Source organism: Thalassobaculum fulvum, from assembly GCF_014652915.1.
Classification (GTDB): Bacteria; Pseudomonadota; Alphaproteobacteria; order Thalassobaculales; family Thalassobaculaceae; genus Thalassobaculum_A; species Thalassobaculum_A fulvum.
In genome coordinates this window covers 545,226-570,140 of the sequence record NZ_BMZS01000003.1, presented here as the reverse complement: position 1 = coordinate 570,140, position 24,915 = coordinate 545,226, and the positions used below count along the sequence as shown (strand labels likewise).

Genomic DNA, 24,915 nt, shown 5'->3' with positions numbered 1-24,915 from the left:
TCGGCCTTGATTGGCAGAGGGACGGGCGCCACCTAACAGGTCGTGCGCAGGGTCCCATCCCCCGCCCTGCGTGACGCGAGACCGACCAGATCGCGGGGGAGGCGCTTAGTTGAGGCCAAAACACGTGACCCTTGGTACCGAAGTCTTTCCGGTTCTGCCGTTGCGGGACATCGTCGTCTTCCCGCACATGATCGTCCCGCTGTTCGTGGGGCGCGACAAATCGGTGCGGGCCCTCGAAGACGTGATGAAGGATGACAAGCAGATCCTGCTCGTCACCCAGAAGAACGCCGGCGACGACGACCCGGCCGCCGAGGACATCTTCGAGGTCGGCACGATCGGCACCGTCCTGCAGCTGCTGAAGCTGCCCGACGGCACCGTCAAGGTGCTGGTCGAGGGTGGCCGCCGTGCCCGCATCAAGCGCTACACCGCGACCGACGCGTTCTTCGAGGCCGAGGCCGAGGAGATCGAGGAGGATGCCGGCGAGCGCCAGGAGGTCGAGGCGCTGTCGCGGGCGGTGATCGCGCAGTTCGAGCAGTACATCAAGCTGAACAAGAAGATCCCGCCGGAGGTGCTGGTTTCGGTCAACCAGATCGAGGAACCGGCCAAGCTGGCCGACACCATCGCCTCGCACCTGGCCCTGAAGATCGCCGACAAGCAGGACCTGCTGGAGACCGCCGGCGTGGTGGCCCGGCTCGAGCGGGTCTACGGCTTCATGGAAGGCGAGATCGGCGTCCTGCAGGTCGAGAAGCGGATCCGCAACCGGGTCAAGCGCCAGATGGAGAAGACCCAGCGGGAGTACTATCTCAACGAGCAGATGAAGGCGATCCAGAAGGAGCTCGGCGAGGGCGAGGACGGCCGCGACGACCTGCAGGAGCTCGAGGACCAGATCGCCAAGACCAAGCTGTCCAAGGAGGCGCGGGACAAGGCGCAGCAGGAGCTCAAGAAGCTGCGCAACATGAGCCCGATGTCGGCCGAGGCGACGGTGGTCCGCAACTACCTCGACTGGATGCTGCAGATCCCCTGGAAGAAGCGGTCCAAGGTCAAGAAGGACCTGAACCACGCCGAGCAGGTCCTGAACGCCGACCACTACGGCCTGGAGAAGGTCAAGGAGCGGATCGTCGAGTATCTGGCGGTACAGACCCGCATCGGCAAGCTGAAGGGGCCGATCCTGTGCCTCGTCGGCCCGCCGGGGGTGGGCAAGACCTCGCTCGGCAAGTCGATCGCCAAGGCGACCGGCCGCAACTTCGTGCGGATGTCGCTCGGCGGCGTGCGCGACGAGGCCGAGATCCGCGGCCATCGCCGGACCTACATCGGCGCGCTGCCGGGCAAGATCATCCAGGGCATGAAGAAGGCCAAGACCTCGAACCCGCTGTTCCTGCTCGACGAGATCGACAAGCTCGGCCAGGACTACCGCGGCGACCCGTCGTCGGCCCTTCTGGAGGTTCTGGATCCGGAGCAGAACAACACGTTCCAGGACCATTACCTGGAGGTCGACTACGACCTGTCGGACGTGATGTTCGTGACCACCGCGAACACGCTGCGGATGCCGCAGCCGCTGCTGGACCGCATGGAGATCATCCGGCTGTCGGGCTACACCGAGGACGAGAAGGTCGAGATCGCCCAGCGCCACCTGATTCCCAAGCAGGTGAAGGAGCACGGCCTGAAGCCGGGCGAGTGGTCGATCTCCGAGGACGCCCTGCGCGACCTGATCCGCTACTACACCCGCGAGGCCGGCGTCCGGAACCTCGAACGCGAGCTGGCGAACCTGACCCGCAAGGCGGTGAAGGAGATCCTGAGCACCGGCAAGAAGAAGGTGGCGGTCACCCGCAAGAACCTCGACACCTTCGCCGGCGTTCGCAAGTTCCGGTACGGCGAGGCCGAGGAGACCGACCTGGTGGGCGTCACCACCGGTCTGGCCTGGACCGAGGTCGGCGGCGAGCTGCTGTCGATCGAATCGGTCACGGTCCCGGGCAAGGGCAAGGTCATCACCACCGGCAAGCTCGGTGACGTGATGAAGGAGTCGGTGCAGGCGGCCGAATCGTTCGTGAAGTCCCGCTGCTACACCTTCGGGATCGATCCCAAGCTGTTCGAGCAGCGCGACATCCACGTCCACGTGCCGGAAGGCGCGACCCCGAAGGATGGCCCGTCGGCCGGCGTGGCCATGGTCACGTCGATCGTGTCGGTGCTGACCGGCATCCCGGTGCGGCGCGACGTCGCGATGACCGGCGAGGTCACCCTGCGCGGCCGCGTCCTGCCGATCGGCGGCTTGAAGGAGAAGCTGCTGGCGGCCCTGCGGGGCGGCCTGAAGCTGGTCCTGATCCCCAAGGACAACGAGAAGGACCTGGCGGAGATCCCGGACAACGTGAAGAAGGGGCTGAAGATCGTCCCGGTCTCCACGGTGGACGAGGTCATCGGTCACGCCCTGACGAATCAGCCGGTGCCGATCGATCCGGCGGCGCTGGAGGAGAAGGCGAAGGACCTCGAATCGCTGACTCCCAGCCCTAAGGGCGAGGTGGTCGAGGGTGTGATCACCCACTAGGCGAGTTGCCCGGGCGATTTTCGTGTGCGGCCGCTCCACCCCGGTGGAGCGGCCGTCGCTTTTTATCCCCGAGCGGCAGAATCGGCGTCCGAATCAAGCTCAAAACGGCGGAAAACCTCGCGAAACCATGGTGTGAGCGATTGACTGCCGCCGAACCGCCGATTTAAAGTCCTCCCCGTTGCGTCGTTCGAGCGATGCGCGCAGATATTCTCTCGCCACATTGGGGGGCTAACGTGAACAAGAACGAGCTCGTTGCCGCGGTCGCCGATTCGACCGGTCTTTCCAAGGCAGATTCCGGTAAAGCTGTTGATGCGGTGTTCGATGTGATCACCGGTCAGCTGAAGAAGGGGGGAGAGGTTCGCCTCGTCGGGTTTGGTACGTTCTCCGTGGCGTCGCGCGCCGCGAGCGAAGGGCGGAACCCGCGCACCGGCGAGAAGATCAGCATCCCGGCCTCCAAGCAGCCGAAGTTCAAGCCGGGCAAGGGGCTTAAGGACTCCGTGAACTGAGTCCCCACGTCAGATTGCAGGGACGCCGGCACTCCGCGAGTGCCGGCGTCTTGCTTTTGAGGCCTGGAATATGGAATCAGACGCGTCGCCGCGCAGGCGTTGGCCGCGTCGACGGCACGGGCGGTTAGCTCAGCTGGTAGAGCGAGCGGTTTACACCCGCTAGGTCGGCGGTTCGAACCCGTCACCGCCCACCATTCGTCCCGCCGAAGGTTGAGCGCCCACGGTTTCCCCGGGGCGTTGGGCCACGGTCAGATCGGCCGGCCCCGCAGCACCGCGTAGGTGTACATCGTCTGCAGCTCCCCCCGAATCGCCGGTGTGACGCGTCCCTCGCGTATCGCTTCGGCATGGCGGCGGATGTCGCGCTTGGCATCGGCCGAGACGTTGGTGCTGGCCATCAGCAGCCGGAACATCACCGCCGGCGTCGCCCGGTCGAGGGGCGGTGGGCCGGACGTGCCGTCCTCGTCCCCCGTATCCGCGAGATCGTCCGCCGCGCTGGCGCGGACCGGCAGCAGCTTGCGCGGCAGCACGATGTCGCTCCAATCGAGGCCATAGCTGTTGAGGATTCGGCTGGCGGCGGCCACGGCGTTCAGGATCTCGCCGTCGCGGTCGCTCCCGAGAAGCGCCACCAGCTTGAGAAGGCGCTCGTAATCGTGCGCGGTCATCTGCTCCAAGGCGCTATTCCTCCAGGCTTTTCGGGCGGTCCGCCCGTCCATCGGGGAGTGTAGCCAAGAGAATGCACATGGCGAAGAAGGTGCGCTTGACAGGCCCCTGGGGAGCGAGTACACCACGCGCCTCGACGCACCCCGGCGGCCTCGCCGGGAACGTCCTGAAGGGGGTGTAGCTCAGTCGGTTAGAGCGCTGGCCTGTCACGCCAGAGGCCGCGGGTTCGAGTCCCGTCACTCCCGCCACTTTCTCAATGAAATCAAGTTCCGTAACCCGCGCGACGACCAGTCGCAGCGGGGTTGCGCGTCCGCGTCGACGGCCGACGTCGATGGTGTGACGAGGCTGTGGCTTTGCCTTGTTCTCCCGGTGTGCGGCGCACTATAGTGCCGCCGCGAACGCCGGGGCAGGATCCCGGTGACGCCCGTGAATCCTGAGCGCCGGGGAGAGCGCCGATGAACGAGTTGCTGACGGAGTATCTGCCGATCCTGATCTTCCTGGCGATCGCCATCGGCCTGTCGGCGGCGATGGTGGTGGCGTCGCTGGTGGTCGGTACCCAGCGGCCCGACTCGGAGAAGCTGTCGGCCTATGAATGTGGCTTCGAGGCGTTCGACGATTCCCGCCGGCAGTTCGACGTCCGGTTCTACCTGGTCGCGATCCTGTTCATCATCTTCGACCTCGAGGTGGCCTTCCTGTTCCCGTGGGCGATCTCGCTCGGCGACATCGGCCTGTTCGGGTTCTGGTCGATGGTGGTGTTCCTCGGGGTGCTGACGATCGGCTTCGTCTACGAGTGGAAGAAGGGAGCCCTGGAATGGGAGTGATGAACGCCGGGCGCCCGACCCCGCCGGGCGCCGACCAGGACGCGATCCTCAGCGCCGTCGGCGACGAGATCCGCGAGAAGGGGTTCGTGATCGCCCAGGCCGACAAGCTGTTCAACTGGGCGCGGTGCGGCTCGCTGTGGCCGATGACCTTCGGGCTGGCCTGCTGTGCGGTCGAGATGATGCACACCGCCGCCAGCCGCTACGACCTCGACCGCTTCGGGCTGGTGTTCCGCCCGAGCCCGCGACAGTCCGACGTGATGATCGTCGCCGGCACGCTCACCAACAAGATGGCGCCGGCCCTGCGCAAGGTGTACGACCAGATGGCCGAGCCGCGCTGGGTGATCTCGATGGGATCGTGCGCCAACGGCGGTGGCTACTATCACTATTCGTACTCGGTGGTTCGCGGCTGCGACCGGATCGTCCCGGTCGACATCTACGTGCCGGGGTGCCCACCGACGGCCGAGGCGCTGCTGTACGGCGTGCTTCAGCTGCAGCGGAAGATCAAGCGAACTGCCACGATCGCGCGCTGAGGCGCGATCCGGCGGGGTACTGAAACGGAGGCCCGCGACCCATGGCGACGGCCATGCCTTCCGAGACCGTCAACGCGTTGAAGGACCTGGCGGCCTACATCGAAAGCCAGCTGGGACAGGACGTGTTCGACGTCGCCCTGGCGCGCGGCGAGCTGTCGCTGCGTTGTCGCCCGTCCCTGGTGCTCAAGGTCCTGACGTTCCTGCGCGACGACAGCCAGTGCCAGTTCAAGGCCCTGATGGACCTGACCGGCGTCGACTATCCGCAGCGCGAGGAGCGCTTCGAGGTGGTCTACAACCTGCTTTCGATCCGCCAGAACCTGCGGATCCGGCTGAAGGTGCCGACCGACGAGAACACGCCGGTGCCGTCGGCGACCGCGGTGTTCAGCTCGGCCGGCTGGCTGGAGCGCGAGACCTGGGACATGTACGGGATCTACTTCTCGGATCACCCGGACCTGCGGCGCCTGCTGACCGACTACGGGTTCGAGGGACACCCGTTGCGCAAGGACTTCCCGCTGACCGGCTACGTCGAGGTTCGCTATGACGACGCTCAGAAGCGGGTGGTCTACGAGCCGGTCAAGCTGACCCAGGAGTTCCGGAACTTCGACTTCCTGAGCCCCTGGGAGGGTGCCCAGGCGGTGCTGCCGGGCGACGAGAAGGCGGAGCAGGCGCCGGAGGGGCAGGGCTGATGGCCGAGACGCAGATCAAGCCGCTCACCATGAACTTCGGGCCGCAGCACCCTGCGGCCCACGGGGTGCTCCGGCTGGTGCTCGAGATGGACGGCGAGGTGGTCGAGCGGGCCGACCCGCATATCGGACTGCTGCATCGCGGCACCGAGAAGCTGATCGAGTACAAGACCTATCTGCAGGCGGTGCCGTATTTCGACCGGCTCGACTACGTCGCGCCGATGAACCAGGAGCACGCCTATGCGCTCGCCGTCGAGCGGCTGCTCGGCATCGAGGTGCCGAAGCGCGGGCAGTACATCCGGGTGCTGTACGCCGAGATCGGGCGGATCCTGAACCACCTGCTGAACCTGACGACCTTCGCACTCGACGTCGGGGCGATGACCCCGCTGCTGTGGGGCTTCGAGGAGCGCGAGAAGCTGATGGGCTTCTACGAGCGGGTCTCGGGCGCGCGGCTGCACGCCGCGTACTTCCGGCCCGGTGGCGTCCATCAGGACCTGCCGGCCGGCCTGCTGGAGGACATCAAGGCCTGGGCCGACCAGTTCCCGACCTTCATCGACGACATGGAAGGGCTGCTGACCGAGAACCGGATCTTCAAGCAGCGCACCGTCGACATCGGCGTGGTCAGCCGCGAGGAGGCCCTGGACCACGGGTTCTCAGGCCCGGTGCTGCGCGGCTCCGGCGTGCCGTGGGACCTTCGCACCGCGCAGCCCTACGACGCCTATGGCGAGATGGAGTTCGACGTCCCGATCGGCAAGACCGGCGACTGCTACGCCCGTTACCTGGTCCGGGTCGAGGAGATGCGGCAGTCGCTGCGGATCATCTACCAGTGCCTCGAGCGCATGCCCGACGGGCCGGTCAAGAGCACCGACCGCAAGATCACCTCGCCGAAGCGCGGCGAGATGAAGCGCTCGATGGAAGCGCTGATCCATCACTTCAAGCTGTACACCGAGGGCTACCACGTGCCGGCCGGCGAGACCTACGCCGCGGTCGAGGCGCCGAAGGGCGAGTTCGCGGTGTTCCTGGTGTCGGACGGCACCAACAAGCCGTACCGCTGCAAGATCCGGGCGCCGGGATTCGCGTTCCTGGCGGCCATGGACTTCCTGACCAAGGGCCACATGCTCGCCGACACGGTGGCGATCATCGGTTCGCTGGACATCGTCTTCGGGGAGATCGACCGATGAGCGGCAAGCACATCGCCGAGGACAAGGACCAGCCGAAGAGTTTTGCCTGGACCGCGGAGAGCGAGGCCCGGATCGAGACGATCCTGGCCAAGTACCCGGAGAACCGGAAGGCCAGCGCGGTCCTGCCGCTGCTCGACCTGGCCCAGCGCCAGCACGACAACTGGATCCCGCTCGCCGCCATCGACGCGATCGCCGAGCGACTCGGCATGGCCAGGATCCGGGTGCTGGAGGTCGCGACCTTCTACACGATGTTCAACCTGGCCCCGGTCGGGAAGTGGTTCCTGCAGGCCTGCACGACGACGCCGTGCTGGCTGCGCGGCTCCGACGACGTGATGCGCTGCATCAAGGACAAGCTCGGCATCGGCAACCACGGCGCCACCGCGGACGGCCAGTTCTCGCTGCTCGAGGTGGAGTGCCTGGGCGGCTGCGTGAACGCGCCGATCCTGCAGGTGAACGACGATTTCTACGAGGACATGGACTACGAGACCACGGCCGAGCTTCTGGAGTCCCTGAAGCGCGGCGAGCAGCCGCCGGTCGGCTCGATGAAGGGGCGGCAGACGTCCCAGTCGATCGCCGGCCCGACCTCGCTGACGTCGCTCAAGGACGCCGAGGGGGTGCCGTCGTGGTTCGCCGGCCAGAAGGCCGCCGGGGGTGGAGACGACTGATGCTGAAGGACGAGGATCGCATCTTCACCAACGTCTACGGCTGGTTCGACGCCGGGCTGGCCGGGGCTCGCAAGCGCGGCGACTGGTCGAACACCAAGGAACTGCTGAGCAAGTCGCCCGAGGACATCGTCGAGGCGGTCAAGGCCTCGGGGCTGCGCGGCCGTGGCGGCGCCGGCTTCCCGACCGGGCTGAAGTGGTCCTTCATGCCGAAGGAGGTGAAGGACAAGCCGCACTACCTGGTGGTGAACGCCGACGAGTCGGAGCCGGGCACCTGCAAGGACCGCGACATCCTGCGTCACGAGCCGCACAAGCTGGTCGAGGGCTGCCTGATCGGCGGCTATGCGATGCGGGCCAAGGCGGCGTACATCTACGTGCGCGGCGAGTTCTACAACGAGGCGATGGCCCTCCAGAAGGCGGTCGACGAGGCCTATGACGCCGGCCTGATCGGCAAGAACGCCTGCGGAACCGGCTACGACTTCGACGTCTACGTGCACCGCGGCGCCGGGGCCTACATCTGCGGCGAAGAGACCGCGCTGATCGAGTCGCTCGAGGGCAAGAAGGGCCAGCCGCGCCTGAAGCCGCCGTTCCCGGCCGGCGTCGGCCTGTACGGCTGTCCGACCACGGTGAACAACGTCGAGTCGGTGGCGGTGGTGCCGACCATCCTGCGGCGCGGCGCCGAGTGGTTCGCCGGCCTCGGACGCCCGAAGAACTCCGGGACCAAGCTGTTCTGCATCTCCGGCCACGTGAACAACCCGTGCAACGTGGAGGAGGAACTCGGCATTCCGCTGCGCGAGCTGATCGACAAGCACGCCGGCGGCGTGATCGGCGGCTGGGACAACCTGCTGGCGGTGATTCCGGGCGGCTCGTCGGTTCCGGTGCTGCCGAAGACGATCTGCGACGACGTGCTGATGGACTTCGACTCGCTGCGCGAGGTGCGGTCGGGCCTCGGCACCGCGGCGGTCATCGTCATGAACAAGTCGACCGACATCGTGAAGGCGATCGCCCGACTCAGCTACTTCTACAAGCACGAGAGCTGCGGCCAGTGCACGCCGTGCCGCGAGGGCGCCGGCTGGATGTGGCGGGTGATGGAGCGCATGGTGCGCGGCGAGGCCGACATCGACGAGATCGACGTGCTGGAGGAGGTGACCCGGCAGATCGAGGGCCACACCATCTGCGCGCTCGGCGATGCCGCGGCCTGGCCGGTGCAGGGCCTGATCCGGCACTTCCGGCCGGAGATGGAGCGACGGATCAACGCCCGCAAGGCCGGCAAGCCGGTGATGCCGACGGCGCAGGCGGCCGAGTGACGGTCACGAGCGGACCGGCCGGCGGCGCATTGGACGGGGACGAAGAGAGGACAGCATGCCGAAACTGACGGTCGACGGGATCGAGGTGGAGGTGCCCGCGGGATCGACGGTGCTGCAGGCCTGCGAGGCCGCCGGCGCCGAAGTGCCGCGTTTCTGCTACCACGACCGCCTCTCGGTCGCCGGCAACTGCCGGATGTGCCTGGTCGAGATGGAGAAGGCGCCGAAGCCGATCGCGTCCTGCGCGTTCCCGGCCGGCGACGGCATGGTGATCCACACCAAGTCGGAGGTCGCCCGGAAGGCCCAGAAGGGCACGATGGAGTTCCTGCTGATCAACCATCCGCTCGACTGCCCGATCTGCGATCAGGGCGGCGAGTGCGACCTGCAGGACCAGGCCATGGCCTATGGCTGGCACTCCAGCCGCTACACCGAGAACAAGCGCGCCGTCACCGACAAGAACATGGGGCCGCTGGTCAAGACCATCATGACCCGCTGCATCCACTGCACGCGCTGCGTCCGGTTCTCGACCGAGATCGCCGGCGTCACCGACATGGGGATGCTGAACCGCGGCGAGAACGCCGAGATCACCACCTATCTCGAGAAAGCGATCGACTCCGAGCTGTCGGCCAACGTCATCGACCTGTGCCCGGTCGGCGCGCTGACCTCGAAGCCCTACGCCTTCGTGTCGCGCCCGTGGGAGCTGAAGAAGACCGAGTCGGTCGACGTGATGGACGCGGTCGGCAGCAACATCCGGGTCGACGCCCGCGGCCGCGAGGTCCTGCGCGTGCTGCCGCGGCTGCACGAGGACATCAACGAGGAGTGGATCTCCGACAAGACCCGCTACGCCTGCGACGGGCTGAAGCGCCAGCGCCTGGACCGGCCGTACGTCCGCAAGGACGGCAAGCTGCAGCCGGCGAGCTGGCCGGAGGCGTTCGCCGCCGTGGCCGAGCGCATGAACGGCCTGAAGGGGGCCGAGATGGCGGCGATCGCCGGCGACACCATGGACGCCGAGGCGATGTACGCGCTGAAGCGTCTGATGACGGCGCTCGGCTCGCCGAACATCGACTGCCGCCAGGACGGTGCCGCGATCGGCGAGGGGCCGCGCAGCGGCTGGCTGTTCAATACCACGATCGCCGGGATCGAGGACGCCGACGCCCTGCTGCTGGTCGGCACCAACCCGCGCTGGGAGGCGGCGCTGGTCAACGCCCGAATCCGCAAGCGCTGGCTGCGCGGCAATTTCCCGATCGGGGTGATCGGCCAGCAGCTCGACCTGACCTACGACTACGAGCATCTCGGCGCCGGCACCCAGACCCTGGCCGAAGTCGCCGACGGCTCGCACAAGTTCGCCGAGGTGCTGAAGGCCGCCAGGAAGCCGATGATCGTGGTCGGCATGGGCGCGCTCGCCCGCAAGGACGGCGCCGCCGTTCTGGCCGCCGCCCGGGCCATCGCCGAGAACTGCGGCATGATCCAGCCGGCGACCCGGGACGAGGACGGCGAGACCGTGCCGGGCTGGAACGGCTTCAACGTGCTGCACACCGCGGCCGCCCGCGTGGCCGGGCTCGACATGGGCTTCGTGCCGGGCAAGGGCGGCGCCGACGTCGCCGGCATCCTGGACGGCGCCAAGGCCGGCAAGATCAAGCTGGTCTACCTGCTGGGCGCCGACGAGATCGACACCACCGCGCTGGGCGACGCCTTCGTGGTCTACCAGGGGCATCACGGCGACAACGGCGCGCACCGCGCCGACGTGGTCCTGCCGGGCGCCGCCTACACCGAGAAGGACGGCCTGTACGTCAATACCGAGGGCCGGGTCCAGGAGGGCTTCGCCGCCGGATTCCCGCTGGGCGAGGCGCGCGAGGACTGGAAGATCCTGCGGGCGCTATCCGAGGCGGTCGGCCACAAGCTGCCGTTCGACGACCTGGCGGCCCTGCGGCAGGCGCTGCGCGGCGACCACGATACCTTCGCCGCGATCGACACCATCGAGCCGGCGGCCTGGGGCGAGTTCGGCAAGGCGGGAGCCTTCGACGACGCACCGTTCGCGTCGCCGATCGGGAACTTCTACATGACCGACCCGATCAGCCGGGCGTCAAAGACCATGGCCGAGTGCACGGAGGTGTTCGTCCTCCGCCGCCAGCCGGCCGCTACCGGCACACACGGCTGATCCGGCAGAGACCGGCGGGGCGAGACGAGCATGACCTTCCTCGACACATACGTCGTACCGACCGCGATCATCGTGGCGCAGATCCTGGCGATCGTGGTGCCGCTGCTGGTGGCGGTGGCGTATCTCACCTATTTCGAGCGCAAGGTCATCGCGGCCATGCAGCTGCGCAAGGGGCCGAACGTTGTCGGCCCGTTCGGGCTGTTGCAGCCGTTCGCCGACGGCGTGAAGCTGCTGGCGAAGGAGACGATCCTGCCGTCGGGGGCCAACAAGATCGTCTTCCTGGCCGCCCCGATGCTGACCTTCATCCTCAGTCTGATCGCCTGGGCGGTGATCCCGTTCGACGCCGGCATGGTGCTGGCCGACATCAACGTCGGCGTGCTGTACCTGTTCGCGATCTCGTCGCTCGGCGTGTACGGCGTGATCATGGCCGGCTGGGCCTCGAACTCGAAGTACGCCTTCCTGGGCGCCCTGCGCTCGGCCGCGCAGATGGTGTCGTACGAGGTCTCGATCGGCTTCGTGATCATCACCGTGCTGCTGTGCGTCGGCTCGCTGAACCTCAGCGACATCGTCGAAGCGCAGCGCACCGTGTGGTTCGCGATCCCGCTGCTGCCGATGTTCGTCATCTTCTTCGTCTCGGCCCTGGCCGAGACCAACCGGTCGCCGTTCGACCTGCCGGAAGGCGAGTCGGAGCTGGTGGCGGGGTACTTCGTCGAGTACTCGTCGATGAGCTTCGCGCTGTTCTTCCTCGGCGAGTACGCGAACATGATCCTGATGAGCGGCATGACCGCCGTCCTGTTCCTGGGCGGCTGGCTGCCGCCGTTCGACATCGCGCCGTTCAACTGGATTCCCGGCCCGATCTGGTTCGCCCTGAAGATCGCCTTCGTCCTGTTCTTCTTCCTGTGGGTCCGGGCGACCTTCCCGCGCTACCGCTACGACCAGCTCATGCGGCTCGGCTGGAAGGTGTTCCTGCCGCTGTCGCTGCTGTGGGTGGTGGTGACCGCCGGCGTGCTGGTGGCGTTCGACTGGGTGCCGTGAGCGGCCGAGGAGCGAGGTAACGACCATGGCTTCCGTGGGATTCCGACCCAAGAGCCTTCTGCTGGCCGAGCTGCTGTCCGGCCTCGGGCTGACCTTGAAGTACTTCTTCAAGCCGAAGGTGACGATCAACTACCCGTACGAGAAGGGCCCGCTCAGCCCGCGGTTCCGCGGCGAGCACGCGTTGCGCCGCTACCCGAACGGCGAGGAGCGCTGCATCGCCTGCAAGCTGTGCGAGGCGATCTGCCCGGCCCAGGCGATCACCATCGAGGCGGAGCCGCGCGCCGACGGGTCGCGGCGAACGACCCGCTACGACATCGACATGACCAAGTGCATCTACTGCGGGTTCTGCCAGGAGGCCTGCCCGGTCGACGCCATCGTCGAGGGGCCGAACTTCGAGTTCGCGACCGAGACCCGCGAGGAGCTGTTCTACAACAAGGAAAAGCTGCTCGCGAACGGCGACCGCTGGGAGGTCGAGATCGCGCAGAACCTGACGGCGGATGCGCCGTATCGCTGACGCTTCGCGTCGGATATGAAGAACGTAGGATAACCGGCTGACGGACAAGCTTGATCCGGAGCCGAGACAAACCGGGTTCTACCCGGGGAAGGAAGCGGGATGGTCGTTCAGGCCCTGGTCTTCTACCTGTTCGCCGCGGTCGCGGTGGCGTCGGGCGCGATGGTGATCACCTCGCGCAACCCGGTGCATTCGGTCCTGTTCCTGATCCTGGCGTTCTTCAACGCGGCCGGCCTGTTCGTGCTGATGGGCGCCGAGTTCCTGGCGATGATCCTGGTCGTCGTCTACGTCGGCGCGGTCGCGGTGCTGTTCCTGTTCGTGGTGATGATGCTCGACATCAACTTCGTCGAGCTGCGCCAGGGCTTCATCCGGTACCTGCCGGTGGGGGCGGCGATCGGCCTGGTGCTGCTGGCCGAGCTGGTGCTGGTGACCGGGGCGTGGACGGTGGCGCCGGGCGTGCCCGACGCGCTGACCGCGCCGGTTCCGCCGGTCGCCGAGACCACCAACACCCATGCGCTCGGCGGGCTGCTCTACACCCGCTACGTCTACCTGTTCCAGGCCGCCGGCCTGATCCTGCTGATCGCCATGATCGGCGCCATCGTGCTGACCCTGCGGTCGCGCGAGGGCGTGCGCCGGCAGTCGATCGAGGCGCAGAACGCCCGGCGTCCGGAGGAGGTCGTGGAAGTCGTCAAGGTGACCCGAGGGGGAGGGGTCTGACATGGAGATCGGTCTCGGCCACTACCTGACCGTGGCGGCGATCCTGTTCACGCTCGGGATCTTCGGCATCTTCCTGAACCGCAAGAACGTCATCATCATCCTGATGTCGGTCGAGCTCATGCTGCTCGCGGTCAACATCAACCTCGTGGCGTTCTCCACCTTCCTCGGCGACCTGGTCGGCCAGGTGTTCGCTCTGTTCGTGCTGACCGTCGCGGCGGCCGAGGCGGCGATCGGCCTGGCGATCCTGGTCGTCTACTTCCGCAACCGCGGTTCGATCGCGGTCGAGGACATCAACCTGATGAAGGGCTGAGGGATGTACTCCGCGATCGTCTTCCTGCCGCTGGTCGGCGCCATCATCGCCGGGTTCGGCGGCCGGGTCATCGGCGACCGGGGCGCCCAGATCGTGACCTGCGGCGCCATGCTGGTCTCGGCGGTGCTGGGCATCGTCGCGTTCTGGGAAGTGGCCCTGGGCGGCAAGACCTTCACGGTCGAGGTGCTGACCTGGGTGGTCTCCGGCAGTTTCGAGGCGCACTGGGCGCTGCGCTGGGACACCCTGACCGCGGTGATGGTGCTGGTGGTGACCGTGGTGTCGTCCATGGTCCACGTGTACTCGGTCGGCTACATGAGCCACGACCCGTCGATCCCGCGGTTCATGGCCTATCTGTCGATCTTCACCTTCGCCATGCTGATGCTGGTGACCTCCGACAACCTGGTCCAGCTGTTCTTCGGCTGGGAGGGCGTCGGCGTCGCCTCCTACCTGCTGATCGGCTTCTGGTATCACAAGCCGTCGGCCAACGCGGCGGCGATCAAGGCGTTCATCGTCAACCGGGTCGGCGACTTCGGGTTCGCGCTCGGCATCTTCGGCTGCTTCGTGCTGTTCGACTCGGTCGGCTTCGACGCGATCTTCGCGGCGGCCCCGGACAAGGCGGGCATGCCGTTCGAGTTCCTCGGCATGCAGGGCGACGCCCTGACCGTCGTGGCGATCCTGCTGTTCATCGGCGCCATGGGTAAGTCCGCCCAGCTCGGCCTGCACACCTGGCTGCCGGACGCCATGGAGGGCCCGACCCCGGTGTCGGCGCTGATCCATGCGGCCACCATGGTGACCGCCGGCGTGTTCCTGGTCGCCCGGATGTCGCCGCTGTTCGAGTACGCGCCGGTCGCCCTCGAGGTGGTGACGATCGTCGGCGCCGCGACGGCGTTCTTCGCGGCCACCGTCGGCATGTGCCAGAACGACATCAAGCGGGTGATCGCGTACTCGACCTGCAGCCAGCTCGGCTACATGTTCTTCGCGCTCGGCGTCTCGGCCTATCCGGCCGCGATCTTCCACCTGATGACCCACGCCTTCTTCAAGGCGCTGCTGTTCCTGTCGGCCGGCTCGGTGATCCATGCCCTGTCGGACGAGCAGGACATGCGCAACATGGGCGGCATCTGGCGCAAGATCCCGTTCACCTACGCGATGATGTGGATCGGCAGCCTGGCGCTGGCCGGCATCCCGCTGTTCGCCGGCTACTACTCCAAGGACATGATCCTGGAGGCGGCCTACGGCGCCCACAGCGGGGTCGGGCAGTTCGCGTTCTGGATGGGCATCGCCGCCGCCGCGATGACCGCATTCTACAGCTGGCGCCTGATCATCATGACCTTCCACGGCAAGCCGCGGATGTCGCACGAGGTGCTGCACCACGTGCACGAGTCACCACTGGTCATGACCATCCCGCTCGGCGTCCTGGCGGTCGGCGCGGTGCTCAGCGGCTTCGTCGCCTACGAGACCTTCGTCGGCCACGGCATGGCGGAGTTCTGGGGTGCGTCGATCAAGATCCTCGCAGAGAACAACTCGATCGAGGCGGCCCACCATGTGCCGATGTGGGTCAAGCTGGCGCCGCTGGTGGTCGGCCTGATCGGCATCGGCCTCGCCTACCTGCTGTACATGTTCCGCACCGAGCTGCCGGCCCGGCTCGCGACCGCGTTCCGCCCGGTCTACCTGTTCCTGCTGAACAAGTGGTACTTCGATGAGCTGTACGACTGGCTGTTCGTCAAGCGCTCCTGGCAGGCCGGCCTGGCGTTCTGGCAGGGCGGCGACCGCGCGATCATCGACGGTTTCGGCCCGGACGGCGTGTCGGCGGTCGCCCGCGCGGTCGCGGCCCGGGCCGGCCGGCTGCAGACCGGCTACGTCTACCACTACGCCTTCGCGATGCTGATCGGGGTGGTCGCCCTGGTGAGCTGGTACCTGGCCTTCGGAGCCTGATGTCATGATGGGCGATGCACCGCTTCTGACCCTCGTCATCTTCCTGCCGCTGGTCGGGGTCCTGATGATCCTGGCCACCCGCGGCGACGAGGCCCAGGTGGCCAGCAACTGCCGTTGGCAGGCCTTGCTGACGTCCGGCGCCGTGTTCCTGCTGTCGCTGCTGATCTGGTACCGGTTCGACCCGACCACGGCCGACTTCCAGTTCGTCGAGCGCTACGAGTGGATTCCCGGCTCGTCGATCGCCTACCACGTCGGCGTCGACGGCATCTCCATGTGGTTCGTGCTGCTGTCGACCCTGCTGACGCCGATCTGCATCCTGGCCAGCTGGGAAGCCATCCAGAACCGGGTCAAGGAGTACATGATCGCCTTCCTGGTCCTCGAGACCCTGATGGTCGGCATGTTCTGCGCCCTGGACATCCTGGTGTTCTACGTCTTCTTCGAAGGCGTCCTGATCCCGATGTTCCTGATCATCGGCGTCTGGGGCGGCAAGCGCCGGGTGTACGCGGCGTTCAAGTTCTTCCTGTACACCCTGCTGGGCTCGGTGCTGATGCTGATCGCCATCCTGGCGATGTACTGGCAGGCCGGCACCACCGACATCCCGACCCTGATGGCCTTCAGGTTCGCCGCCGAGGCGCAGACCTGGCTGTGGCTGGCGTTCTTCGCGTCGTTCGCGGTCAAGGTGCCGATGTGGCCGGTGCACACCTGGTTGCCGGACGCCCACGTCGAGGCGCCGACCGCCGGTTCCGTCATCCTGGCCGGCGTGCTCCTGAAGATGGGCGGCTACGGGTTCCTGCGGTTCTCGATCCCGATGTTCCCGGAGGCGTCCGACGCTTTCGCGCCGCTGGTCTACACGCTGAGCGTGGTGGCGGTGATCTACACCTCGCTGGTGGCGCTGGTGCAGGAGGACATGAAGAAGCTCATCGCCTACTCGTCGGTGGCGCATATGGGCTTCGTGACCATCGGCATGTTCACGATGACCACCCAGGGCGTCGAGGGCTCGATCTTCCAGATGCTGTCGCACGGCATCGTTTCGGGCGCGCTGTTCCTGTGCGTCGGCGTGGTCTACGACCGCATGCACACCCGCGAGATCGCCGCCTATGGCGGGCTGGCCAACAACATGCCGCGCTACGCGCTGGTGTTCATGGTGTTCATGATGGCCTCGGTCGGCCTGCCGAGCACCAGCGGCTTCGTCGGCGAGCTGCTGATCCTGGCCGGCGCCTTCCAGGTCAGCACTTGGCTGGCGGCCCTGACCGCGACCGGCCTGATCCTGGGGGCGGCCTACATGCTGTACCTGTACCGCCGGGTGATCTTCGGGGTGCTCGACAAGGACAGCCTGAAGGCGCTGCTGGACCTGAGCCCGCGCGAGATCGCGGTGTTCGCGCCGCTGATCGTGCTGGTGTTCTGGATGGGGATCTATCCGTCCACCTTCATCGACATGATGTCGGTCTCGGTCGACAACCTGATCACAAACTACAAGGTGGCTCTCGGTCATGCCGGGACCGCCGTGGCCGCCCGCTGACGGCGCCGGGAGAAGCCTCTGATGAACGCGGTGACCAGCCTTCCCGTCATGGCACCGGCCACGGCCGAGATCTTTCTCGCGATCGTCGGCGCCCTGCTGCTGATGTTCGGCGTGTTCCGCGGCTCCGGCGGCATGCGCGCGCCCGGCTGGCTGGCGGTGCTGGCCCTGCTGGTGGCGGGCATCCTGGTGGTGGCCAAGTCCGGCACCCAGGAGGCGTTCTTCGGCCTGTTCATCACCGACGCCTTCGCCCGCTTCGCCAAGGTGCTGATCCTGCTCGGCTCGGCGTTCGCGCTGATCCTGTCGTTCGGCTACTTCGACCGTGAGCGGGGCGGACGCTTCGAGTACCCCGTGCTGATCGTTTTCTCGACGCTCGGCATGATGATGATGGTCTCGGCCAACGACCTGATCGCGCTCTACATGGGGCTGGAGATGCAGAGCCTGGCGCTCTACGTCATCGCGTCGATCCGGCGCGACACCCTGCGTTCGACCGAGGCCGGCCTGAAGTACTTCGTCCTGGGCGCGCTCAGCTCCGGCATGCTGCTGTACGGCTGCTCGCTGGTGTACGGCTTCGCCGGCACCACCAGCTTCACCGGGCTCGCCGAGGTGTTCCAGAAGGCCGACGGGCCGTCGGTCGGCCTGGTGGTCGGGCTGGTGTTCCTGATCTCGGGGCTGGCGTTCAAGATCTCGGCGGTGCCGTTCCACATGTGGACGCCGGACGTCTACGAGGGCGCGCCGACGCCGGTGACCGCGCTGTTCGCGGTCGCGCCGAAGGTGGCGGCCCTGGCGCTGTTCGTCCGGGTCACCGCCGGGCCGTTCGGCGACCTGCTGTCGTCCTGGCAGCAGATCCTGGTGTTCGTCTCGATCGCCTCGATGGCGCTCGGCGCCTTCGCCGCCATGGTGCAGACCAACATCAAGCGGCTGATGGCCTACAGCTCGATCGGCCACATGGGCTACGCCCTGGTCGGCGTGGCGGCCGGCAATGAGGCCGGCGTGACCGGCGTGATGATCTACCTCGCCACCTACATCTTCATGAACGTCGGCACCTTCGCGATCATCCTGGCGATGCGGCGCGACGGCCGGCTGGTCGAGAGCCTGTCCGACCTGTCCGGGTTGTCGAAGACCCATCCGATGCTGGCGTTCGCGCTGATGGTGTTCATGTTCTCGATGGCCGGCATCCCGCCGCTCGCCGGGTTCTTCGGCAAGTGGTACGTGTTCATGGCGGCGGTCAACGCCGGCCTGTTCGGGCTCGCGGTGATCGGTGTGCTGGCCAGCGTGGTGGGGGCGTTCTACTACCTGCGCATCGTCAAGATCATGTACTTCGACGACGCGACCCAGCCGCTCGACGGCGCCGTCGCCGGCGACTTGCGGGCGGTGGTGTTCGGCTCCGCGGTGGTGACCGTGCTGTTCCTCCTGTTCCTTTCGCCGGTCTACGAGCAGGCCCGGCAGGCCGCCGTGAGCTTGCTCGGCGCGTGAGGCCGCGAGCATGACGGCGCGGCGCGCCACGGCGGTCGAGGGCTCGGCCGGCGGTGTGGACGGCTGGCGGGTCGTCGAGCTCGGGGCGGTCGCGAGCACGATGGAGGCGGCGCGCCGGCTCGCCGAGGACGGTGCCGCCGGCCGGACCGTGGTACGGGCGGCCGAGCAGACCGGCGGCCGCGGACGGATGGGGCGGCCGTGGTCCTCGCCCCCCGGAAACGTCTACATGACGGCGATCCTGCGTCCGGACGTGCCGACCGCGCGCGCCGCCGAGCTGTCGATCGTGGCGGCGGTCGCGCTGGCCGACGCGGTGGCGCAATTCGGCGGCGACGTCGCCCTGAAGTGGCCGAACGACGTGCTCCTGAACGGCGGCAAGGTGGCCGGCGTGCTGCTCGAGGCGATCGCCGAGGGCGGCGCGCTGTCGGCGGTGCTGATCGGCATCGGCGTCAACGTGGCGAGCCGTCCGGAGCTGCCGGACCGGCGAACCTCCCGGGTCGAGGGTGCCGGGGCCGACGCCGTGTTCGAGGCGCTTGTCGCGGCCCTCGAAGCCCGATATCGCCAGTGGTGCCGGGACGGGCTGGCCGGGATCCGCTCGGCCTGGCTGGCGCGCGGCCCTGCGATCGGCGCGCCGCTCACCATCTATCAGGGGAACGAGCGCCTGGAAGGGCGCTTCGCCGGCATGGAGGGCGACGGGACTCTCGCGCTGGCACTGGCAGACGGTTCGATCCGCCGGATCGCGTCCGGCGAGATCGTGGAGTGAGGAGGCGGTGATGCTGCTTGTCATCGACTGCGGAAACACCAACACCGTGTTCGCGGTCTACCGCGGCGACGAGGAGGAGGCGCCGCTCGGCTCGTGGCGGACTTCCACGGTGGCGACCCGCACCGCCGACGAGTACGCGGTGTGGCTAACCCAGCTGATGGCGCTGGACGGCCTCGATACCAAGGGCATCCGGTCGGTGATCATCGCGACCGTGGTGCCGGCCACGCTGTTCAGCCTGCGGACCCTGTGCCGCAAGCATTTCGGGATCGACCCGATGGTGATCGGCGAGGCGGGCGTCAACCTGGGCATCCCGGTGCGCATCGACCGGCCGGAGGAGGTCGGGGCCGACCGCGTGGTCAACGCCGTGGCGGCGCACCGGCTGTACGGCGGCCCGCTGATCATCGTCGATTTCGGAACCGCGACGACCTTCGACGTGGTCGACGAGGATGGCGGCTACGCCGGCGGCATCATCGCGCCGGGCATCAACCTGTCGCTCGACGCCCTGTACATGGCGGCCGCCCAGTTGCCGAAGATCGCGATCCGGGCCCCGGAACAGCGGCCCGGCGACAACCAGCCGGTCCGGGTGATAGGCAAGAATACCCGTGCGGCCATGTACTCCGGGATCTTCTGGGGGTATGTCGCGATGATCGAAGGGCTGGTCGCCCGGATCCGGGCGGAATACGGCCGCCCGATGCGGGTGATCGGTACCGGCGGGCTGTCGGCTCTGTTCGCGGAGTGGACGTCGGCGCTGGAGATCGTCGACGACGATCTGACGCTGGCCGGCCTGCGTATGATCCACAGGAGCAATTCGAGCTGACATGCTGGCGATCGACGAGCGCGACGACGACCTCTACTTCCTGCCCCTCGGCGGCTCCGACGAGATCGGGATGAACGTCAACCTGTACGGCTATGCCGGACAGTGGCTGATGATCGACCTCGGCATCACCTTCGCCGACGACAGCATGCCCGGGCTGGACGTGATCCTGCCGGACATCGAGCCGATCGCCCGGCACCGCGACCGGCTGGCCGGGCTGCTGCTGACCCACGGACACGAGGATCACATCGGGGCGGTGCCGCACCTGTGGCCGCGGCTGCGCTGCCCGATCTGGTGCACGCCGTTCACCGCCTCGCTGCTGCGCCGCAAGCTGGACGACGCCGGGCTGCTGGGCGAGGTCGACCTGCGCGAGGTGCCGCTCGGCGCCAACTTCGTGGTCGGCCCGTTCGAGGTCGAGATGGTCCGCCAGACCCACTCGATCCCGGAGCCGAACGCCATCGTCCTGCGCTGCGGCGCCGGCACGGTCGTCCACACCGGCGACTGGAAGTTCGACCCGACGCCGTTCGTCGGCGAGGCCACCGACTTCGACGCCTTGCGGGCGGTCGGCGACGAGGGCGTGCTGGCATTGGTCGGCGACTCGACCAACGTGTTCGAGCCCGGCAGCACCGGGTCCGAGGCCGAGGTCCGGATGGCGCTGACCGAGATCTTCGACCAGTACGACGGCCGCATCGCGGTGACCTGCTTCGCCTCGAACGTCGCGCGCCTCGAGAGCATCGCGCAGGCGGCCGCCGCCAACGACCGGCAGGCGGCGCTGATCGGCCGTTCGCTGTGGCGCATGCACGACGCCGCCAAGGAGAACGGCTACCTCGCGGACTGTCCGAGCTTCGTGTCGGAGGCCGATGCCGGGTTCTTTCCGGAGAACAAGATCGTGCTGATCTGCACCGGCAGCCAGGGCGAGCCGCGGGCGGCGCTGTCCCGGATCGCCGACGGCACGCATCCGCACATCACGCTTGGCGACGGCGACGTCTGCATCTACTCGTCCCGGCAGATTCCGGGCAACGAGCGGGCGATCGCCCGGGTCCAGAACAAGCTGGCTTCGCGCGGCGTCGAGATCTTCACGACCGAGGACCATCCGGGGGTTCACGTCTCCGGGCATCCGGCCCGCGACGACCTCGCCCGGATGTACCAGCTGGTGCGGCCGCGCATCGCGGTCCCGGTGCACGGCGATGCCCGCCATCTGCGCGAGCATGCGCGGCTGGCCCGGGCCTGCCAGGTTCCGGAAGCCGTGGTGCCGTCGAACGGCAGCATGATCCGGCTGCGCGCCGGCGCGGCGGCGGTGGTCGACCACGTCGAGTCCGGCAGCCTGACGATCGACGGCGGTCGGCTGGTGCCGCTGGCGAGCGACCAGATCCAGGCGCGCCGGCACATGCTGTACAACGGCGCGGCCTCGGTGACCCTGGTGCTGGACAAGGCCGGCAAGCTGCGGGCCGATCCGGTGGTGACCTTCCACGGCGTGGCCACGGGCGACGACGAGGAGGATCTTGAGGACGACGCGGTCGATGCGCTGCGCGACACGCTGGGCAAGATGTCGCCGGCCGACCGGCGCGACGACGAGGCGGTGCGTGAGGCGGCCCGCCGCATGGTCCGCCGGCTGGTGCGGTCCGATCATGGCAAGCGCCCGGTGACCGACGTGCACGTGGTGCGGATCTGACGACACCCGGGAGGAGGAGGAGAGGGCGATGATCGGTCGGCTCAATCACGTGGCCATCGCGGTTCCCGACCTGGCGGCGGCAACGGCGACCTACCGCGATACGCTGGGGGCGACGGTGTCCGCGGCCGAGGACCTGCCGGAGCATGGCGTCACGGTGGTGTTCGTCGAACTGCCGAACACCAAGATCGAGTTGCTGCACCCGCTCGGCGACGACTCGCCGATCGCGGGGTTCCTGGCGAAGTCGCCGACCGGCGGCATCCACCACGTCTGCTACGAGGTCGACGATATCCGCGCCGCGCGCGACCGGCTGGAGTCGGCCGGTGCCCGGGTCCTCGGCGACGGCAACCCCAAGATCGGCGCCCACGGCAAGCCGGTGCTGTTCCTTCACCCGAAGGATTTCTGCGGCACGTTGGTCGAACTGGAACAGGCCTGAGGGGACGCCATGGACATCGCCTCCGCCGTCGTCGTCTACATCCTGTTGTGGTGGCTGGTGTTCTTCATGGCCCTGCCGATCGGTGTCCAGGTTCCCGACGAGGACGAGATCGGCAAGGGCCACGCGACGAGCGCACCCAGGCGGCCCTATCTCGGACGCAAGGCCCTGGCCGCGGCGGTCATCGCGGCGCTCCTCTGGGGTGGGGTCTACTATGTGGTCGAAGGCGACTTCTATTCGTTCAGGGAGGCGGTCCGGAGCTGGTAGCCTTCCTTGGCGCCGGGGGCATTGATCGAGAAACAGGCAATCGACTGCCCGATCCGCGGCATCGGTCTAAAAAGTAAACAGAATCAGGGGATCTGCCAAAAAAGAAAGCGGCAAAAGCGGTTTTGCTCTTGCCACCTCCAAACTGTATGCCTACGTTCTTTTGTGTTGATCGGGTGACCGATCACGAACGCCTGATGGCGTTTCCTCCCTAAACTCGGGCCGTGCCGGCGTTGCCGGTGCGGTCTTTTTTTATTTCGCTCGGACCATACGATAAGGATCGAAGGCAGTCGACCACTTTTTCGCCCCGCGAACAATTTTTGGTCAAATGGATGCCCAGCTTGGGTATCATTGTAACTCAAATTCTGCGTGTGGAGGCAGGAATGCGCCGAGCTCTCTCTGTATTGGTGTCCTCGTCGGCGCTAATTGCCAGCGTCGCGCTCGCGCAGACCGGGGCGACCAGCGAGATCAAGATCGCCCCCGAGGATTGCCGGCGCCTGGTTCAGCATCGGGCGAGTGCCGATGTCGCCTACAAGCCGGGAGTCGACGCCAGGGGAAACCCGGTGACCCCGGCGGACCTGCCCGGCCAGGCGCGGATCACGGCCCCGAACGAGATCACCATCAACCTGACGATCGACGTGTTGCAGCAATACGGGGTTCCGGCGGACTCGCTGCTCGCGCCGAGCGGCGAGGCTTCGATCGGCACCATCAAGTACGACATCGGCGCCGGCAAGCTGACCTACAACGGCCAGTCGCTGACCGATGCCGAGCAGGACGCGCTCGCGTCCGCCTGCTCCAGCGTCAGAACGAAATAGGGCGCCCCGAAGGACGCCCCATCCCGAACGCTGGTCCGGCTCTCGTCAGGCGCCGGTGAAGGCCTGCAACCCGGTCTGGGCGCGCCCGAGGATGAGCGCATGAACGTCGTGGGTGCCCTCGTAGGTGTTGACCGCCTCGAGGTTCATGACGTGACGGATCACGTTGTACTCGTCGGACACGCCGTTGCCGCCGTGCATGTCGCGGGCGGTGCGGGCGATGTCGAGTGCCTTGCCGCAGGAGTTGCGCTTGCACAGCGAGATCGCCTCCGGCGCGCCGCGACCCTCGTCGATCAGCCGGCCTAGCCGCAGGCAGGCCTGCAGGCCGATGGTGATCTCGGTCTGCATGTCCGCCAGCTTCTTCTGGATCAGCTGGTTGGCGGCCAGCGGCCGGCCGAACTGCTTGCGGTCCAGGGTGTACTGCCGGGCCGCGTGCCAGCACGCCTCGGCGGCGCCGAGCGCGCCCCAGGAGATGCCGTAGCGGGCCTTGTTGAGGCAGCCGAACGGCCCGGACAGGCCCTTGACGTTCGGCAGCAGGTTCTCGTCCGGCACGAACACGCCGTCCATCACGATCTCGCCGGTGATCGAGGCGCGCAGGCTGAACTTGCCCTCGATCTTCGGGGCCGACAGGCCCTTCATGCCCTTCTCGAGCACGAAGCCGCGGATCACGCCGTCCTCGGTCTTGGCCCAGACCACGAACACGTCGGCGATCGGCGAGTTGGTGATCCACATCTTGGCGCCGTTCAGCGTGTAGCCACCGTCGACCTTCACGGCCCGGGTCTTCATGCCGCCCGGGTCGGAGCCGTGGTCCGGCTCGGTCAGCCCGAAGCAGCCGACCCACTCGCCGCTCGCCAGCTTGGGCAGGTACTTGCGGCGCTGCTCCTCGGAGCCGTAGGCGTGGATCGGGTGCATGACCAGGCTCGACTGCACGCTCATCGCCGAGCGGTAGCCGGAGTCGACGCGCTCGACCTCGCGGGCGATCAGGCCGTAGCAGACGTGGTTGACGCCGGCGCCACCGTACTCCTCGCCGATCGTCGAGCCGAGGAAGCCGAGGGCGCCCATCTCGTTCATGATCTCGCGATGGAACACCTCGTTGCGGAACGCCTCGCGGACCCGCGGCAGGAGCTGCTCCTGGCAGTAGTCGCGCGCGGCGTCGCGCACCATTCGCTCGTCCTCGCTCAGCTGATCGTCCAGGAGCAGGGGATCGTCCCAGGCGAAGTCGGGTCGGCTGGAAGTCTTGGAGGCGGGGGCGCCGGCCGCCGCGGCCACGGGGGTGGTCATCGAAAGCTCCTCGAAGCGACAGTTTTCAGGCCATATATACGCCGACGGACCGCCGGGTCCAATTGTGCGGGAAGGCAGGGCGATGGCCACCGGTCGCGACGACGGCGTCATCTTCGAGTTCATCAGTGTCGGGGCGTATGTGAAGGTCAGCGCGATCGACCCGGCAACCGGGATCGAGGCCTCGATCGTCGGCGATCCGGCAAGCGGCGAAACGGCGCTGCGGCGGGCCGCGCTGCGCAAGCTGCAGTATGTGATGGAGAAACGAAAGACGGGCGGACGCCCTTGAAGCGACCGCCCGCCCGGCAGTGCGGGAGCCGGGCCGGAAACGACCGGCCCGGCCA

General features: G+C 67.4%; 25 protein-coding genes and 2 tRNA genes. 25 read left to right on the top strand and 2 right to left on the bottom strand.

Annotated features, from left to right (window positions below):
- The first annotated feature begins 124 nt into the window (after window positions 1–124).
- The 3 genes from lon to IE246_RS09195 all read left to right on the top strand — a co-directional run bounded on the left by lon (window position 125) and on the right by IE246_RS09195 (window position 3,239).
- Entirely contained in the window at window positions 125–2,539 is a 2,415-nt protein-coding gene (gene lon, locus IE246_RS09205; protein WP_189988643.1) for an endopeptidase La, read from the top strand.
- Window positions 2,540–2,772: 233 nt separating this feature from the next.
- Window positions 2,773–3,045 carry an HU family DNA-binding protein gene (locus tag IE246_RS09200; RefSeq protein WP_189988642.1) on the top strand — a complete coding sequence of 91 codons (273 nt, stop codon included), beginning with the start codon at window positions 2,773–2,775 and terminating at the stop codon, window positions 3,043–3,045.
- A 118-nt stretch (window positions 3,046–3,163) separates the two neighbouring features.
- Window positions 3,164–3,239: transfer RNA gene (locus IE246_RS09195), tRNA-Val, on the top strand.
- Between the two features lie 54 nt (window positions 3,240–3,293).
- Here the strand turns inward: IE246_RS09195 and IE246_RS09190 are convergent.
- Entirely contained in the window at window positions 3,294–3,716 is a 423-nt protein-coding gene (locus tag IE246_RS09190) for a hypothetical protein (RefSeq protein WP_189988641.1), read from the bottom strand.
- Window positions 3,717–3,876: 160 nt separating this feature from the next.
- Between IE246_RS09190 and IE246_RS09185 the strand changes: the two genes are divergently transcribed.
- The 21 genes from IE246_RS09185 to IE246_RS09085 all read left to right on the top strand — a co-directional run bounded on the left by IE246_RS09185 (window position 3,877) and on the right by IE246_RS09085 (window position 23,296).
- A tRNA-Asp gene (locus tag IE246_RS09185) sits at window positions 3,877–3,953 on the top strand.
- 207 nt (window positions 3,954–4,160) lie between these two features.
- Window positions 4,161–4,526, top strand: a complete 366-nt coding sequence (locus tag IE246_RS09180) for an NADH-quinone oxidoreductase subunit A (RefSeq protein ID WP_189988640.1) — start codon at window positions 4,161–4,163, stop codon at window positions 4,524–4,526.
- Window positions 4,517–5,056 (top strand): NuoB/complex I 20 kDa subunit family protein, encoded by a 540-nt coding sequence (locus IE246_RS09175; RefSeq protein ID WP_189988639.1) that lies wholly within the window; start codon window positions 4,517–4,519, stop codon window positions 5,054–5,056. The genes IE246_RS09180 and IE246_RS09175 overlap by 10 nt, the downstream gene beginning before the upstream one ends.
- Window positions 5,057–5,097: 41 nt before the next feature.
- Entirely contained in the window at window positions 5,098–5,742 is a 645-nt protein-coding gene (locus tag IE246_RS09170) for an NADH-quinone oxidoreductase subunit C (protein WP_189988638.1), read from the top strand.
- On the top strand, window positions 5,742–6,920 hold the full coding sequence (locus IE246_RS09165) for an NADH-quinone oxidoreductase subunit D (protein ID WP_189988637.1): 1,179 nt from the start codon (window positions 5,742–5,744) through the stop codon (window positions 6,918–6,920). The genes IE246_RS09170 and IE246_RS09165 overlap by 1 nt, the downstream gene beginning before the upstream one ends.
- Window positions 6,917–7,585, top strand: a complete 669-nt coding sequence (gene nuoE, locus IE246_RS09160; protein ID WP_189988636.1) for an NADH-quinone oxidoreductase subunit NuoE — start codon at window positions 6,917–6,919, stop codon at window positions 7,583–7,585. Before IE246_RS09165 ends, nuoE begins: the two co-directional genes overlap by 4 nt.
- Window positions 7,585–8,889, top strand: coding sequence for an NADH-quinone oxidoreductase subunit NuoF (gene nuoF, locus IE246_RS09155; RefSeq protein ID WP_189988635.1), 1,305 nt, complete (start codon window positions 7,585–7,587; stop codon window positions 8,887–8,889). The genes nuoE and nuoF overlap by 1 nt, the downstream gene beginning before the upstream one ends.
- 55 nt (window positions 8,890–8,944) lie before the next feature.
- Entirely contained in the window at window positions 8,945–11,044 is a 2,100-nt protein-coding gene (nuoG, locus tag IE246_RS09150; protein ID WP_189988634.1) for an NADH-quinone oxidoreductase subunit NuoG, read from the top strand.
- A 30-nt stretch (window positions 11,045–11,074) separates the two neighbouring features.
- Window positions 11,075–12,079 (top strand): NADH-quinone oxidoreductase subunit NuoH, encoded by a 1,005-nt coding sequence (gene nuoH, locus IE246_RS09145; protein WP_189988633.1) that lies wholly within the window; start codon window positions 11,075–11,077, stop codon window positions 12,077–12,079.
- Window positions 12,080–12,104: 25 nt separating this feature from the next.
- Window positions 12,105–12,593 (top strand): NADH-quinone oxidoreductase subunit NuoI, encoded by a 489-nt coding sequence (nuoI, locus tag IE246_RS09140; protein WP_189988632.1) that lies wholly within the window; start codon window positions 12,105–12,107, stop codon window positions 12,591–12,593.
- A 99-nt stretch (window positions 12,594–12,692) separates the two neighbouring features.
- Window positions 12,693–13,307, top strand: coding sequence for an NADH-quinone oxidoreductase subunit J (locus IE246_RS09135; protein WP_189988631.1), 615 nt, complete (start codon window positions 12,693–12,695; stop codon window positions 13,305–13,307).
- Between the two features lies 1 nt (window position 13,308).
- Window positions 13,309–13,617: an NADH-quinone oxidoreductase subunit NuoK gene (nuoK, locus tag IE246_RS09130; RefSeq protein ID WP_189988630.1), complete on the top strand. Its 309-nt coding sequence runs from the start codon at window positions 13,309–13,311 to the stop codon at window positions 13,615–13,617.
- Window positions 13,618–13,620: 3 nt separating this feature from the next.
- Entirely contained in the window at window positions 13,621–15,549 is a 1,929-nt protein-coding gene (nuoL, locus tag IE246_RS09125; protein WP_189988629.1) for an NADH-quinone oxidoreductase subunit L, read from the top strand.
- A 7-nt stretch (window positions 15,550–15,556) separates the two neighbouring features.
- Window positions 15,557–17,068, top strand: a complete 1,512-nt coding sequence (locus IE246_RS09120; RefSeq protein WP_189988714.1) for an NADH-quinone oxidoreductase subunit M — start codon at window positions 15,557–15,559, stop codon at window positions 17,066–17,068.
- Window positions 17,069–17,089: 21 nt separating this feature from the next.
- Window positions 17,090–18,541: an NADH-quinone oxidoreductase subunit NuoN gene (gene nuoN / locus IE246_RS09115; RefSeq protein WP_189988628.1), complete on the top strand. Its 1,452-nt coding sequence runs from the start codon at window positions 17,090–17,092 to the stop codon at window positions 18,539–18,541.
- A gap of 10 nt (window positions 18,542–18,551) precedes the next feature.
- Window positions 18,552–19,301 (top strand): biotin--[acetyl-CoA-carboxylase] ligase, encoded by a 750-nt coding sequence (locus tag IE246_RS09110; protein WP_189988627.1) that lies wholly within the window; start codon window positions 18,552–18,554, stop codon window positions 19,299–19,301.
- A gap of 10 nt (window positions 19,302–19,311) precedes the next feature.
- Window positions 19,312–20,118, top strand: a complete 807-nt coding sequence (locus tag IE246_RS09105) for a type III pantothenate kinase (protein ID WP_189988626.1) — start codon at window positions 19,312–19,314, stop codon at window positions 20,116–20,118.
- Window position 20,119: 1 nt separating this feature from the next.
- Window positions 20,120–21,787, top strand: a complete 1,668-nt coding sequence (locus tag IE246_RS09100; protein WP_189988625.1) for a ribonuclease J — start codon at window positions 20,120–20,122, stop codon at window positions 21,785–21,787.
- A 28-nt stretch (window positions 21,788–21,815) separates the two neighbouring features.
- A complete protein-coding gene (mce, locus tag IE246_RS09095) occupies window positions 21,816–22,220 on the top strand; it encodes a methylmalonyl-CoA epimerase (RefSeq protein ID WP_189988624.1) in 405 nt (134 codons plus the stop codon).
- Window positions 22,221–22,229: 9 nt separating this feature from the next.
- Entirely contained in the window at window positions 22,230–22,484 is a 255-nt protein-coding gene (locus tag IE246_RS09090; protein WP_189988623.1) for a DUF1467 family protein, read from the top strand.
- Window positions 22,485–22,864: 380 nt separating this feature from the next.
- Window positions 22,865–23,296 carry a hypothetical protein gene (locus IE246_RS09085; protein ID WP_189988622.1) on the top strand — a complete coding sequence of 144 codons (432 nt, stop codon included), beginning with the start codon at window positions 22,865–22,867 and terminating at the stop codon, window positions 23,294–23,296.
- A gap of 45 nt (window positions 23,297–23,341) precedes the next feature.
- Here IE246_RS09085 and IE246_RS09080 read toward each other — a convergent pair whose 3' ends face one another.
- On the bottom strand, window positions 23,342–24,574 hold the full coding sequence (locus IE246_RS09080; protein WP_189988621.1) for an acyl-CoA dehydrogenase: 1,233 nt from the start codon (window positions 24,572–24,574) through the stop codon (window positions 23,342–23,344).
- Between the two features lie 82 nt (window positions 24,575–24,656).
- Here IE246_RS09080 and IE246_RS09075 point away from each other — a divergent pair, with 82 nt between their 5' ends.
- Window positions 24,657–24,860: a DUF6898 family protein gene (locus IE246_RS09075; protein ID WP_189988620.1), complete on the top strand. Its 204-nt coding sequence runs from the start codon at window positions 24,657–24,659 to the stop codon at window positions 24,858–24,860.
- Window positions 24,861–24,915 lie beyond the last annotated feature (55 nt).

Bases quoted from the DNA above. Each gene is read 5' to 3' on its own strand.
- IE246_RS09180 (WP_189988640.1), top strand. From the start codon at position 4,161: ATGAACGAGTTGCTGACGGAGTATCTGCCGATCCTGATCTTCCTGGCG.
- IE246_RS09175 (WP_189988639.1), top strand. From the start codon at position 4,517: ATGGGAGTGATGAACGCCGGGCGCCCGACCCCGCCGGGCGCCGACCAG.
- IE246_RS09170 (WP_189988638.1), top strand. From the start codon at position 5,098: ATGGCGACGGCCATGCCTTCCGAGACCGTCAACGCGTTGAAGGACCTG.
- IE246_RS09165 (WP_189988637.1), top strand. From the start codon at position 5,742: ATGGCCGAGACGCAGATCAAGCCGCTCACCATGAACTTCGGGCCGCAG.
- nuoE (WP_189988636.1), top strand. From the start codon at position 6,917: ATGAGCGGCAAGCACATCGCCGAGGACAAGGACCAGCCGAAGAGTTTT.
- nuoF (WP_189988635.1), top strand. From the start codon at position 7,585: ATGCTGAAGGACGAGGATCGCATCTTCACCAACGTCTACGGCTGGTTC.
- nuoG (WP_189988634.1), top strand. From the start codon at position 8,945: ATGCCGAAACTGACGGTCGACGGGATCGAGGTGGAGGTGCCCGCGGGA.
- nuoH (WP_189988633.1), top strand. From the start codon at position 11,075: ATGACCTTCCTCGACACATACGTCGTACCGACCGCGATCATCGTGGCG.
- nuoI (WP_189988632.1), top strand. From the start codon at position 12,105: ATGGCTTCCGTGGGATTCCGACCCAAGAGCCTTCTGCTGGCCGAGCTG.
- IE246_RS09135 (WP_189988631.1), top strand. From the start codon at position 12,693: ATGGTCGTTCAGGCCCTGGTCTTCTACCTGTTCGCCGCGGTCGCGGTG.
- nuoK (WP_189988630.1), top strand. From the start codon at position 13,309: ATGGAGATCGGTCTCGGCCACTACCTGACCGTGGCGGCGATCCTGTTC.
- nuoL (WP_189988629.1), top strand. From the start codon at position 13,621: ATGTACTCCGCGATCGTCTTCCTGCCGCTGGTCGGCGCCATCATCGCC.
- IE246_RS09120 (WP_189988714.1), top strand. From the start codon at position 15,557: ATGGGCGATGCACCGCTTCTGACCCTCGTCATCTTCCTGCCGCTGGTC.
- nuoN (WP_189988628.1), top strand. From the start codon at position 17,090: ATGAACGCGGTGACCAGCCTTCCCGTCATGGCACCGGCCACGGCCGAG.
- IE246_RS09110 (WP_189988627.1), top strand. From the start codon at position 18,552: ATGACGGCGCGGCGCGCCACGGCGGTCGAGGGCTCGGCCGGCGGTGTG.
- IE246_RS09105 (WP_189988626.1), top strand. From the start codon at position 19,312: ATGCTGCTTGTCATCGACTGCGGAAACACCAACACCGTGTTCGCGGTC.
- IE246_RS09100 (WP_189988625.1), top strand. From the start codon at position 20,120: ATGCTGGCGATCGACGAGCGCGACGACGACCTCTACTTCCTGCCCCTC.
- mce (WP_189988624.1), top strand. From the start codon at position 21,816: ATGATCGGTCGGCTCAATCACGTGGCCATCGCGGTTCCCGACCTGGCG.
- IE246_RS09090 (WP_189988623.1), top strand. From the start codon at position 22,230: ATGGACATCGCCTCCGCCGTCGTCGTCTACATCCTGTTGTGGTGGCTG.
- IE246_RS09085 (WP_189988622.1), top strand. From the start codon at position 22,865: ATGCGCCGAGCTCTCTCTGTATTGGTGTCCTCGTCGGCGCTAATTGCC.
- IE246_RS09080 (WP_189988621.1), bottom strand. From the start codon at position 24,574: ATGACCACCCCCGTGGCCGCGGCGGCCGGCGCCCCCGCCTCCAAGACT.
- IE246_RS09075 (WP_189988620.1), top strand. From the start codon at position 24,657: ATGGCCACCGGTCGCGACGACGGCGTCATCTTCGAGTTCATCAGTGTC.